The sequence below is a fragment of the Pseudomonas sp. P7548 genome (assembly GCF_013386585.1).
GTDB lineage: Bacteria > Pseudomonadota > Gammaproteobacteria > Pseudomonadales > Pseudomonadaceae > Aquipseudomonas.
Genome location: NZ_JACARO010000068.1, coordinates 1 through 11,586, shown reverse-complemented (window position 1 = coordinate 11,586; position 11,586 = coordinate 1). Strand labels below are relative to the sequence as shown.

The 11,586-nt window shown below is 64.2% G+C and carries 10 protein-coding genes; 4 read left to right on the top strand and 6 right to left on the bottom strand.

Annotated elements, in window-relative coordinates; translation table 11 throughout:
* Nucleotides 1-39 precede the first annotated feature (39 nt).
* The 6 genes from HX803_RS24375 to HX803_RS24350 are packed head-to-tail and all read right to left on the bottom strand — an operon-like array spanning nt 40 to nt 5,718.
* Nucleotides 40-972 carry a phosphatidate cytidylyltransferase gene (locus HX803_RS24375; protein ID WP_178924220.1) on the bottom strand — a complete coding sequence of 311 codons (933 nt, stop codon included), beginning with the start codon at nt 970-972 and terminating at the stop codon, nt 40-42.
* Between the two features lies 1 nt (nt 973).
* Entirely contained in the window at nt 974-1,594 is a 621-nt protein-coding gene (locus HX803_RS24370; protein WP_178924218.1) for a 1-acyl-sn-glycerol-3-phosphate acyltransferase, read from the bottom strand.
* Nucleotides 1,595-1,603: 9 nt separating this feature from the next.
* Complete coding sequence (locus tag HX803_RS24365; protein WP_176994554.1) at nt 1,604-2,047, bottom strand: hypothetical protein; 444 nt, start codon at nt 2,045-2,047, stop codon at nt 1,604-1,606.
* Nucleotides 2,037-3,335 carry a phosphatase PAP2/dual specificity phosphatase family protein gene (locus HX803_RS24360; protein WP_178924216.1) on the bottom strand — a complete coding sequence of 433 codons (1,299 nt, stop codon included), beginning with the start codon at nt 3,333-3,335 and terminating at the stop codon, nt 2,037-2,039. The genes HX803_RS24365 and HX803_RS24360 overlap by 11 nt, the downstream gene beginning before the upstream one ends.
* Before the next feature lie 2 nt (nt 3,336-3,337).
* Complete coding sequence (locus HX803_RS24355) at nt 3,338-5,086, bottom strand: bifunctional alpha/beta hydrolase/class I SAM-dependent methyltransferase (RefSeq protein WP_178924213.1); 1,749 nt, start codon at nt 5,084-5,086, stop codon at nt 3,338-3,340.
* A gap of 11 nt (nt 5,087-5,097) precedes the next feature.
* Nucleotides 5,098-5,718, bottom strand: a complete 621-nt coding sequence (locus HX803_RS24350) for a CDP-alcohol phosphatidyltransferase family protein (RefSeq protein ID WP_178924211.1) — start codon at nt 5,716-5,718, stop codon at nt 5,098-5,100.
* Between the two features lie 320 nt (nt 5,719-6,038).
* Between HX803_RS24350 and hflK (HX803_RS24345) the strand changes: the two genes are divergently transcribed.
* The 4 genes from hflK (HX803_RS24345) to HX803_RS24330 all read left to right on the top strand — a co-directional run.
* Entirely contained in the window at nt 6,039-7,964 is a 1,926-nt protein-coding gene (hflK, locus tag HX803_RS24345; RefSeq protein WP_178924209.1) for a protease modulator HflK, read from the top strand.
* Nucleotides 7,965-7,973: 9 nt separating this feature from the next.
* Nucleotides 7,974-8,972 carry a protease modulator HflC gene (hflC, locus tag HX803_RS24340; protein WP_178924222.1) on the top strand — a complete coding sequence of 333 codons (999 nt, stop codon included), beginning with the start codon at nt 7,974-7,976 and terminating at the stop codon, nt 8,970-8,972.
* Nucleotides 8,969-10,003 carry a protease modulator HflK gene (hflK, locus tag HX803_RS24335; RefSeq protein WP_178924207.1) on the top strand — a complete coding sequence of 345 codons (1,035 nt, stop codon included), beginning with the start codon at nt 8,969-8,971 and terminating at the stop codon, nt 10,001-10,003. The genes hflC and hflK (HX803_RS24335) overlap by 4 nt, the downstream gene beginning before the upstream one ends.
* A partial coding sequence (locus HX803_RS24330) for a cation-translocating P-type ATPase (protein WP_178924205.1) occupies nt 10,000-11,586 on the top strand: 1,587 nt, incomplete at its 3' end. The genes hflK (HX803_RS24335) and HX803_RS24330, both read left to right, overlap by 4 nt.

Genomic DNA, 11,586 nt, shown 5'->3' with positions numbered 1-11,586 from the left:
GCTCCCACAGTTTGATCTTCACTGTTCTTGAGGTTGGGGTCACGTCCACCAATAGCGCACGAGGTGGAAGAAGATGGGCGCCGCGAAGCACACGGAGTCCAACCGATCCAGCATGCCGCCGTGCCCTTCGATCATATGCCCCCAATCTTTCACGCCGCGGTCGCGCTTGATTGCCGACATGACGATGCCGCCGGCAAAGCCCAGCAGGTTGATCAACAGCGCGATCAAAAACGACTGCCACGGGTTGAAGGGTGTGGTCCACCACAGCGCCGCACCAATCAACGAGGAGAGCAGGATGCCGCCGACAAAACCTTCCACGGTCTTGGACGGCGACAGGTTGGGCGCGATCTTGTGCTTGCCGAACAGCTTGCCGCACACGTACTGCAGCACGTCCGAGAGCTGTACCACGATCACCAGGTAAGCGATCAGCAACAGGTTGCGGCCTTCGTAGCCCGGGATGTCGAGGGTCAGCAGAGCCGGTACGAACGACACGCAGAACACCGCGATCATCAGGCCCCACTGCACTTTCGAGGCGCGCTCCAGGAAGTGCGTGCTGTCGCCACCCAGTGACGCGAGGATCGGCAGCAGCAGGAACACGTACACCGGGATGAAGATCGAGAACAGCCCGTACCAATCCGAATAGATCAGCAGGTATTGCAGCGGCAGGGCCAGGTAGAACGCGGCCACCAGCGCCGGGTAATCGCTACGGCGCGTGGGGGTGAGGGTAAGGAATTCACGCAGGGCGTAGAACGACACGGCGTAGAACAGCAGGATCACTGCGCCGGTGCCGAGCCAGAAGGCGATGCCGATCACCACCACCATCACCCACCAGGCATTGATGCGGGCGTTGAGGTTGTCGATCACCGCATTCGGTGTGCCACGGGTACGCAGCTTGAGGATCAGGCCGATCAGCGAGGCGAGCACCAGGATCGCGCCGATGCCGCCGAACAACATCAGGGTTTGGCTAGGCATGTCAGACGTGCTCCGGGGCAAGGGCGAGCAGCGCGTCGCGGGTGCGGGCGAGAAAGGCGGCTTTGTCTTCGTCTTCTTCCAATTGCAGCGGCTTGCCGAAACTGGTGGTGCACAGCAGGGGCAGCGGCAACACGCGACCCTTGGGCATGACGCGGTTGAGGTTGGCAATCCACACCGGGATCAATTCGGCCTGTGGGTAACTTTTTGCCAGGTGATAAAGCCCGCTCTTGAACGGCAGCAAACCGTCTTCCAGGTTGCGTGTGCCCTCGGGAAAGATGATCAGCGAATCGCCAGCCTCCAGGGCGTTGAGCATGGGCTGCAGCGGGTTATCCACAGGGTCCTTGCGTTCACGGTCGATCAGCACGCCGCTAAACACGCGGTTGATGATGTAGCGGCGCAGGGCACTTTTGTTCCAGTAATCGCTGCCGGCCACCGGGCGCGTGAATTTGCGCAGGTTCTGCGGCAGCGAGGCCCACAACAGCACAAAGTCGCCATGGCTGCTGTGGTTGGCGAAGTAGATGCGTTGCACCGGCACCGGCGCGCAACCAAGCCACAGGCTGCGGGCGCCCGTGACGGTGCGGGCCATGGAAGTAATCAGCGTGGCGACCACGGGTTCGAACATGGGGATTCCTTATCCGGCGAAAGGCAGCCAAGGGCTGGCGAGGACCACGCCCAGGGTCAGCAGCGCTTGCGCACCGAGCAGCCAGGCTTGTTTGCGCAACAGTTTGAGGGCGCCGCGACGGCGTTCGCTCCAGGGCCGGCCGACGCGCTTGGCCGATTGCAGACCAAGGTCCACCAGCGCCTGGTCGAGGTCCGGGGTGCGTGCGGTGTCGCGGGCCAGCAGGGCGAACAGGTCGGCGTCGAAGGCCACGCGCAGCGCCCAGTACTTTTGCAGCAAACCCAGGATGATCATCCACAGGGCGAGCAGCAGGCAGAGGGTCGAGATACTTGCCAGCAATAGTTGCGCAAGACCAAACAGAAAGCCGAGCAGCGTCAGGCCTGTGGATAACTGATCCAGGGAGCGGCCACGGCGCAACAGGCTGGCGACCACCTGGAGTTCCATATCAGCGGGCATGGGGCAAACCCTCCAAAGCTTCGCGGTGAGCGGGGTGCAGGACCACCTGGGTCCGCGCTGTACGAATAATAGCCAGTGCCTCGTCCACCGTGCTGGTGCGACCGGTGTGCATCAGCCAGGCGGCCACGGCAGTGGCGCTGCGCGAATAGCCGAGGGCACAGCACACCAGCAGCGGGCCGTGCGAGCGCAGGCGTTCGATAGCTTGCGCGGCCTGCAGGCATTCGGCGGGCGTAGGCGCCACCAGGTCCAGTACGGGAATGGATTGATAGGCGCGGCCCTGTGGATGAATCGGTAATTCGGCGCACAGGTCGACGATTGCCTTGAAGGGCGCCTGCTCGCTAGTTGTAGGAATGCGCCCGAGCCAAACGTTATCCACAATCAGGTCCGGCTGTGGGTGCTTGCGTGTCCACAGGCGTGAATTGAGCCACGCGGCTGCCAAGTACGGTGCGTACAGCCAACGTGCGGCGGGCGTGAGTCGGCCATCGGCGCGCTTCTGGAAGCCTGAAGCACCGAGCACGAAGTAGTTGGCCTTGATCAACGCCAGGGAAACTACCGGCCACAGTATCCACAGCCAGGCGCCGCGCAGCACCCAGGCCAACATCACCAGGAGCACCGCCCCCAGGCCGTAGCGCGCACCGATTTTCCAGCGTTGTACGTCCCGTGTCAGTCGCACATTCAACAATGGGCTGGGATGCTCCACCGGCCATAACCACACGCAAATCCAGCCAGCGAGAGCGCCTGTGGGTAAGTCGATAAAGTGATGTTGATAAGTGGTCAGCACCGAGATCCCGATCAAGGCGAACCAGCCATGCACCAGCCAGCGCCAGAGCCCTTGGGTATGGCGCTGGTACATCACCCACAGGATCACCAGCAGTGCGATATGCAGCGACGGCGCCTGGTTGAACGGCTTATCGAACCCTGCCAGCACCGCAAACAGCCAGCCGAACACACCGTCCAGCTCTGGCCGCTCGAAGGTAAAACGCAGCGGCCAGATCAGGAAGCAACTGACGGCGATCACCTGGGCAGTCAGCAGGCGCAGCGCATGTTGCTTGAGTTCATGGCGGGTGTTGGGCAGCAGCAGGGAAAAGCCGTAGAGCAGGTCGATGGACCAGTAGGGCACGATGGTCCATGCCCAGAAGGGCATGTGGGTTTCCCAGTCGAACACCAGGGTGCCGACGTCGCTGCGCTGGCTGGTGACCCACGTGGCAAAGCCGTAGGTGCTGAAAAACAGCGGTGCCAACACCAGCAGCCACAGGACGGCGGGCTTCAACAGGCCGGGTTCGCGCATGCTCAGATCTTCTGCGCCAGGGACACGGTGAAAATGCCCCACTCATCTACACGCTGGGTGATCTTGCGGAAACCGGCGGCTTCTACCAGCTGGTCCATCTCCGCCTGGCTGCGACGGCGCATCACCCAGGCCTGGCCTTGGCGGTGGCTGGTCAAGGCGCGGGCGATCAGTTCCAGTTGCGGGTGCCAGGGCTGGCCGGTGTAGACCAGATAGCCACCCGGTTCTACGGCCTCAGCCAGGCCAGCCAGGGAGCCGCCGACCATGCCGTTATCGGCGAACAATTCATACAGCCCGGACACCACCGCCAGCGTCGGCTTGGGGTCCAGTGCCGTGAGGTCGGCGCGATCAAACGCGTCACCTTTGACGAACTGCGCGATATCCCCCAGGCCTTTTTCGCGGATCAGCGCGCTACCGTCACGCACGTTGATGTCGCTGTAGTCGCGCAGCAGGATCGATTCCGGCAGCGGCGAAACGCCCTGCAAGGCTTCGAGGATGTAACGCCCATGGCCGGCGGCGATATCGACGATGCGCACTTCACGGCTTTCATCACGCAACTTGGCCATGGCCAGGCGCAGCAGCTCCTCGACGTTCAACTTGCGCTGACGAATGCCACGCCAGCCGATGGAGTTGAGGTAGTTGGTGTCGATCATCCGCCCCAGCCCGCCCTTGCCGGTGGGGGTGTTGCGGTACACGTAGTCCAGGGTGCTGCCCGAGTCGAAACCGGTATCGAAGCCCAGCTTCACGCCGTCCGACAGGCTTTTGCCCAGGCCCATGCTGGCGCGGGTGAGGCGCCAGTACAGGTCGCGCAGGGAATTACGCGGCAGTGGCGCGGCGAGGGCTTCGGATTCGGCGCAGGTGGCGCCTAGCTTGTCGGCATCCAGCAAGGACGCGCGGTCCAGCGGGTAGCTGAAGTTCTGCAGGATAAAGCGCCTGGCGCTGCTCACGGCGGTGGCCCGGTCGCGTTCGCCGAGGGTGTCGTGGAAGAAGCCCGGGAGAATGTGCAGCTCTTTTTTCAGGCTGCCGAGGCGGTCGAAAAACTGCTGCTGGGGTTTGCGGTGCACCACGAAGTCGGAGCCAGACACCAGCACTTGGGTCGGCACCTGGATCGCCTGGGCATCGGCTACAACACGGTCGGCCGCTTCATACAGGCCCAGCAGCACATTCACCGAGATGGCCTTGGTGATCAGCGGGTCGCTGTCGTAGGAGGCTACACGCTCCGGGTCATGGCTGAGGAACTTGGCCTTGACGTAGCTATTGACGAAAAAATTGCCGCGAAACTTGCGCATCAGCGCCAGGCCCGGGCGGGCGAAGGGCACGTACAGCTTGACCTTGAAGGCCGGGGAGGCGAGCACCAGCGCACGGATCTTCGGCGCGTAATCGTGCACCCAGGTGGCTGCGATCACGGCGCCGACGCTCTGGGCGATGACCGCGAGGTTTTCTGCCTCGATGCCGTAGGTGGTGCCGATGTGGTCACAGAAGGTCTGCACGTCGCGGGCACTGGTGGCGAAGCTTGGGCTGTCACCGCGCTCCCCGGGCGATTGGCCGTGACCACGGGCGTCCCAGGCAAAGAAGTCGAATTGCGGCAGGTTCAGCTCGTCCACCAGGTGCGCAATGCGCCCCGAGTGCTCGTGGCCGCGATGGAACAGCAGGATCGCCTGGCGTGGCCCGGTGACGTCCGTGGCCGGCCAGTGGCGGTAGAAAAGCTCGACGCCATCATGGGTACTGAAGGTGTGCTCTTGCTGTTCGCGCATCGCAAAAATCCTTATGCAATCGGAGAGGTGTGTTCTTCTTTGAGGCCTTGGCGCACACGGTTGACCAAGGTGTAGGCGAGCAGGGCGGCGACCAGCCACATCACCGTGTTGACCCAGCCGGCACCCAGCCAGCCCAAGGCGACGCCGGTGGCCAGCACGCCGAGTACGAACGCCCGGTCGCTCTTGCCCATGGGCCCGTCGTAACGGCGTGACGCGCCGACCATCGGCCCGAGTACACCGGCGTATTCGCTGAACACCGCCAGCAGCGCCACCAGCAGCACGGGAATGAGGCTGACACCGGGGATCAGCGCAAATGGCAGGATCAGCGCGCTGTCGGCGATCACGTCACACAGCTCATTGAGGTAGGCACCCAGTCGCGACTGCTGGCCGAATTCCCGGGCGAGCATGCCGTCGATGGCATTGAGGGCCATGCGCAGGATCATCCACAGCGGAATCAGCGCAAACAGCCAGAGGTGTTGGGCAAACGCGGCGATCAGTGCGCCGACCAACAAGGAAACCACGCCGGCCAGCACGGTGATCTGGTTGGCCGTGGTGCCATTGTCGTAGAGACGCTGCACCAGAGGGCGCAGCAGGTTTTGAAAACGCGGTTTGAGTTGATAGATCGAAATCATGGGGGGTGACGCTTCCTTGTCCGTGGACCCGCGAAAAACTGTTTCGGAGTGTGCCGATTAATCACGGCCTGCACCAGTGATGGCTCGTGTTTATGGGGGGTTAGTCACGGTCTTGCAGACGCTGGGGAACAAATGTGGGAGCGGGCTTGCTCGCGAATGCGGTGGGACAGTCACAACAGGGGTGGCTGACCCACCGCATTCGCGAGCAAGCCCGCTCTCACAGGGGAACTGCGGTGGGTTCAAAACCTGCATTCATAGGACAAAAATTTCACGCTCCGTGTTATATCGTAACTAATTGTGTGTTAACGGGCGTTGAGTGGATGCAAGTGGATCTGGAAGCTGACGGCGCTTCGGTGGAAGGCCTTCCGCGTTTTCAACAGGGGGTGTTTCACGCCCGTCGATTGCGCCAAGCCGGCATCAGCCTGACAACCCTGGCCGTGGCCGGTTGGATACTGGCGCTGTTTGTCGCCCTGTTTGCCCCGCTGTCGATCTGGCCGGTGGTGCTGATCACCTGTTCGTCGGCGCTGGTGGTGCTGGTGGCCGGGTTGCAATCGGCGTGGTGGGTGGCCGATTGGCGTGCCCAGGTGCTGGAGGAACCCGCCGAATCACTGATTGAGCCGCCCGTCGATGAAGTGGCGGGGTATTCGCGCCTTGTCGGGCGTTTGCGCAATGGCCTGCTGGCCCAGATTGGTGCGCCGGTGCTGTGGCTGGCGGGTTGGTCGTTGCTGGCGCTCGTCAGCCTTATCGAATTCTGGAACCTGACCTTGCCCGCTGCGCCCGTCGGCCAATCGGCGAGCATCGGTGCCGCGCTGGCGTTGGCCTTGGCGTTTGGCCTGCTGGTGTTCGAGCGCCGCCTGGCTCAGGAATCCGTTGCCCAATGGCCGGAAGCTTCGCCACTGGCGCAATTGAGCCGGGTAGCGATTGTTTGCCTGGTGGTCAGTGCGCTGTGTTTGCTGTTTGCCGGTGCGGCGTCTGTGTGGCCGCTGCGCCTGGCCGTGCTGGCCGGCCTGCTGCCGGGGCTGGTGGCCGTGGAGTTTTTGCTGCGGGCCGTGCTGTCGCTGTTCAGCCCACGCCAGCCACGCCTTGAACCGCGCCTGATGGCGCAGAGTTTTATCGCCGGGCTGCTGCGCTGGCCGCCGCAGCCCTTGCTGGCCTTGCAGCACGAACTGCACAACCGCTTTGGTATCGATCTGCGCCAGATTTGGGCGTTTACCTACATGCGCCGGGCGTTTCTGCCGGTGCTGCTGGTGGTGCTGGCGGTGGGCTGGGCGTTGACCGGCGTGCATGAAGTGCCACTGCAAGGCCGTGGGATCTATGAGCGCTTCGGCAAACCTGTGGAAGTGTTCGGCCCCGGCCTGCACGCCGGTTTGCCGTGGCCGCTGGGCCGCGTATTGGCTGTGGAAAACGGCGTGGTGCATGAGCTGGCGACCAGCGTCAGCGAAGCCTCCACCCCGGAACTGGCACCCGCCGAAGGCCCGGCTCCGCTGATCGCCAACCGTTTGTGGGACGCCAGTCATGTGAATGACAAATCCCAGGTCATCGCCAGCAGCAGCGGCGACAAACAAGGCTTCCAGATCGTCAACATGGACGTGCGGTTCGTCTACCGCATCGGCCTGACTGACCGGGCTGCACTCGCCGCCACCTACAACAGCGCGGATGTGCCGACCCTGATCCGCAGCACCGCCAGCCGCATCCTCGTCCACGATTTTGCCTCACGCACCCTTGATGAATTGCTCGGTGAACAGCGCACCAGCCTTGCTGATGAAATAGGCCGCGCCGTGCAGGCCGACCTGCAGAAACTCGACAGTGGTGTCGAAATTCTCGCCACGGTGGTGGAAGCGATTCACCCGCCGGCGGGTGCCGCCAATGCCTATCACGGGGTGCAAGCGGCGCAGATCGGCGCCCAGGCGCTGATTTCCCGCGAACGTGGCGCGGCCAGCGAGCAGACCAACCAGGCCCTGCTGCAAGCCAGCACCGTACGCGATGAGGCCCTGGCCACCGCGCGCGAAGTGAGCGCCGGCGCCAGAGCGGCGGACCTGCGTTTTGCCGCCGAACAAAAGGCCTACGCGACGGCGGGCCAGGCGTTCGTGCTGGAGCAATACCTCGGCCAGCTCAGCCAAGGCCTGGCCCACGCCAAGCTGCTCATTCTGGATCATCGCCTGGGTGCCGACGGCGCGCCGACGATCGATCTGCGTTCTTTTACTTTGCCGGCCGACCCTTCGGTGCCGCGTAAAGCCGTTCAATAAGGAGTCTGTCTGTTGAGCGCTCATTCTCACGATCACGGTCATCATCACCATCATGGCCATCACCACCACCATCATCATGGTGACGAACAGGCGGGCGGCCCGTTCCCTTGGCGACGCATGGCGTGGGCGGTGTTGCTGGTGCTGTTTGCCGTGGCAGCGGCCAGCCTGGTGCAAGTGCGTTCCGGCGAGGCCACAGTGATCACCCGCTTCGGCAACCCGTCCCGTGTGTTGCTGGAGCCGGGCCTCGGCTGGCGTTGGCCGGCGCCGTTCGAGGCGGCGATCCCGGTAGACCTGCGCCTGCGCACCACCTCCAGCGGTTTGCAGGACGTGGGCACCCGCGATGGCCTGCGTATCATCGTGCAGGCTTACGTGGCGTGGCAGGTGCAGGGTGACGCCGACAACGTGCAGCGCTTCATGCGCGCGGTGCAGAACCAGCCGGATGAAGCGGCGCGGCAGATTCGCACCTTCGTCGGCTCGGCGCTGGAAACCACCGCCGCCAGCTTTGACCTGTCCAGCCTGATCAACACCGACGCCAGCCAAGTGCGCATCGCTGATTTCGAAGCGCAATTGCGTCAACAGATTGATCAACAATTGCTCACCACCTATGGCGTGCGTGTGGCGCAAGTGGGCATCGAGCGGCTGACCTTGCCGTCGGTGACGCTCACCGCCACCGTCGACCGCATGCGCGCCGAGCGTGAAACCATCGCCACCGAGCGCACCGCCGTGGGCAAGCGTGAAGCGGCGCAGATCCGTTCGGCTGCCGAGCGTGATGCGCGCATTGTGCAAGCCGATGCCACGGTGAAAGCCGCCGATATCGAGGCGCAATCGCGGGTCGAAGCGGCGCAGATTTATGGGCGTGCCTACGCCGGTAACCCGCAGCTGTACAACCTGCTGCGCTCCCTGGATACGTTGGGCACGGTGGTGACGCCGGGCACCAAGATCATCCTGCGCACCGATGCCGCGCCGTTCCGCGCCTTGGTGGACGGGCCGAAGGACGGCCAGCCATGACCGAGCGTGACAGCCCGGACAGCCCGTGGATCCAGGCCGGGCGCTTGACCTTCCTGGCGCTGTACGCGGTGACCGTGTTGGCGGCGCTGGCCTGGGCATTTTCCAATGTGCGCCAGATCGACCCGCAGAACCGCGCCGTGGTGCTGCACTTCGGCGCCCTGGACCGGATTCAGAATGCCGGCCTGTTACTGGCCTGGCCGCAACCGTTCGAGCAGGTTGTGTTGCTGCCGGCCGCCGACCGAGTGATTGAGCGCCGGGTCGAAAACCTGCTGCGTTCCGACACGGCGATCCAGGCCGACCGCATGGCGAGTTTTGCCACGCCGTTGAGCGACGCCCTGGCCGGCTCCGGTTACCTGCTGACCGGTGACGCCGGTGTGGTGCAGCTGGATGTGCGGGTGTTCTACAAAGTCACCGAGCCCTACGCGTTTGTGCTGCAGGGCGAGCATGTGTTGCCAGCGCTGGATCGCCTGGTGACCCGCAGCGCCGTGGCCCTGACGGCGGCCCGTGACCTGGACACTATTCTGGTGGCACGCCCCGAACTGATCGGCACCGACAATGGCGCCGCCGAGCGCCGTGAGCGGCTGCGCGGTGACTTGGTACAAGGCATCAATAAGCGCTTGGCTGAATTGGCCTCGACGGGGCTTGGGCTCGGCATCGAGGTGACCCGCGTCGACGTGCAATCGAGCCTGCCGGGCCCGGCGGTGAATGCCTTCAACGCGGTGCTGACCGCCAGCCAACAAGCTGACAAAGCCGTGGCCAATGCACGCACCGACGCCGAAAAACTCACCCAGACCGCCAACCAGCAAGCCGACCGCCTGGTGCAGGTGGCCCATGCCCAGGCCAGCGAGCGCCTGGCCAATGCTCAGGCGCAAACTGCCACGGTCGCCAGCCTTGCCCAGGTCAAAGACCCGGGCTTGCTGTTGCGCCTGTACCGCGAGCGCTTGCCGAAGATTCTCGGCCAGGCCGGCTCGGTGACCACGGTCGATCCTAAAGACGACTCCCGCTTGATCATTCAGGGAGCCGAACAATGAGCGCACCCATGCTGACTTCCGCCGAGCAGCGCAGTGCTGCCCGGCAATTGACCCTGGCCATGCTGGCCCTGGGTTTGCTGGTGCTGGGGCTGGTGTGGCGCTGGCTGGCACCGGACCAGACGGGCGTCAGCCAATTGCTACTGGGCGTGGCCTCGTTGCTGGTGGCCGTGCCGGTGATGCGTTCGGCCTGGTACAGCCTGCGTTACCCGAGCCTGCATGGCATCACCGACCAGTTGATCGCCTTGGCGATGATGGGCGCGTGGGCCACTGGCGACCTGCTCACCGCCGCATTGCTGCCCATCATCATGATCTTCGGCCATGTGCTGGAAGAGCGCAGTGTGATCGGGTCCCAGGAAGCGATCCACGCATTGGGCAAGCTGACCCGCAGCCATGCGCGGTTGGTGCAGGCCGACGGCAGCATTGTCGAGGTGGACAACGGCACACTGAACACCGGGGATATCGTCGAAGTGCGTGCCGGCGACCGCGTGCCCGCCGACGGTGTGGTGCTGTCCGGCCAGGCGAGCCTGGACACGGCGCCGATCACCGGCGAGTCGGTGCCGCTGGAAGCCAGCGTCGGCGTGCAGGTGTTTGGCGGGGCGATCAACCTGGATGGCTTGCTGCGCCTGCAGGTGACCCGCACCGGCAATGAGTCGACCCTGGGCAAAGTCATCGCACTGATGCAGAACGCCGAACGTTCCAAGCCGCCGATCACGCGGCTGCTGGAGCGTTATGCCGGCAGCTACATGGTGCTGGTGTTGCTGCTGGCGGCGGTGACCTGGTTTGTGACCAACGACGCGCAGGCAATGTTGGCGGTGTTGGTCGCTGCGTGCCCGTGTGCGTTGGTGCTGTCCGCGCCGGCCACGGCGATTGCCGGGATTGCGGTGGCGGCGCGTCATGGGATTCTGATCCGCAGCTCGGCGTTCCTCGAAGAACTGGCCGACCTGACCTCCCTGGTGGTCGACAAGACCGGCACCCTGACTTACGGCACCCTGCGCCTGCAATCGATCGAGACGCGCGCGCCGGATCGCCAGGTGCTGCTGAATCTGGCTGCGAGCCTGGGTTCGGCCAGCAGTCACCCGGTCAGCCGGGCGTTGGCAGGGCTGGCGACCCAGGAGCAGTTGTTGGTGCTCACGGATATTCGCGAACGCCAGGGCCTCGGCGTGGTGGCACAGACCGAGCAAGGCGAAGCGGCGTTGGGGCGCCCGGAGTTGTTTGAGCAGTTGGGCATCGTCACCACTGGGGTGCCGAATCACGATGGCCCGATTGCCGGGCTGGCGCTGGACGGGCAGTTCCTCGCCTGGTTGCTGCTCGCGGACAGCGTCAAGCCGGAAGCCCGCCAAGCCCTGCAAGAATTGCGGGAGTTGGGCCTGGGCCGGCAATTGCTGCTGACGGGCGACCGCCAGAGCGTGGCCGACAATCTGGCGCTGGACGTGGGCATCAGCGACGTCGAGGCGCAGGCGTTGCCGGAAGACAAGCTCAACCGGGTGCTGGGTGAGATCGGCAACGGCTTCCGCCCGATGGTGGTGGGCGATGGGATCAACGATTCCCTGGCGCTCAAAGCCGGGGTGGTGGGTGTGGCGATG

Bases quoted from the DNA above. Each gene is read 5' to 3' on its own strand.
- HX803_RS24375 (WP_178924220.1), bottom strand. From the start codon at position 972: ATGCCTAGCCAAACCCTGATGTTGTTCGGCGGCATCGGCGCGATCCTG.
- HX803_RS24370 (WP_178924218.1), bottom strand. From the start codon at position 1,594: ATGTTCGAACCCGTGGTCGCCACGCTGATTACTTCCATGGCCCGCACC.
- HX803_RS24365 (WP_176994554.1), bottom strand. From the start codon at position 2,047: ATGCCCGCTGATATGGAACTCCAGGTGGTCGCCAGCCTGTTGCGCCGT.
- HX803_RS24360 (WP_178924216.1), bottom strand. From the start codon at position 3,335: ATGCGCGAACCCGGCCTGTTGAAGCCCGCCGTCCTGTGGCTGCTGGTG.
- HX803_RS24355 (WP_178924213.1), bottom strand. From the start codon at position 5,086: ATGCGCGAACAGCAAGAGCACACCTTCAGTACCCATGATGGCGTCGAG.
- HX803_RS24350 (WP_178924211.1), bottom strand. From the start codon at position 5,718: ATGATTTCGATCTATCAACTCAAACCGCGTTTTCAAAACCTGCTGCGC.
- hflK (WP_178924209.1), top strand. From the start codon at position 6,039: ATGCAAGTGGATCTGGAAGCTGACGGCGCTTCGGTGGAAGGCCTTCCG.
- hflK (WP_178924207.1), top strand. From the start codon at position 8,969: ATGACCGAGCGTGACAGCCCGGACAGCCCGTGGATCCAGGCCGGGCGC.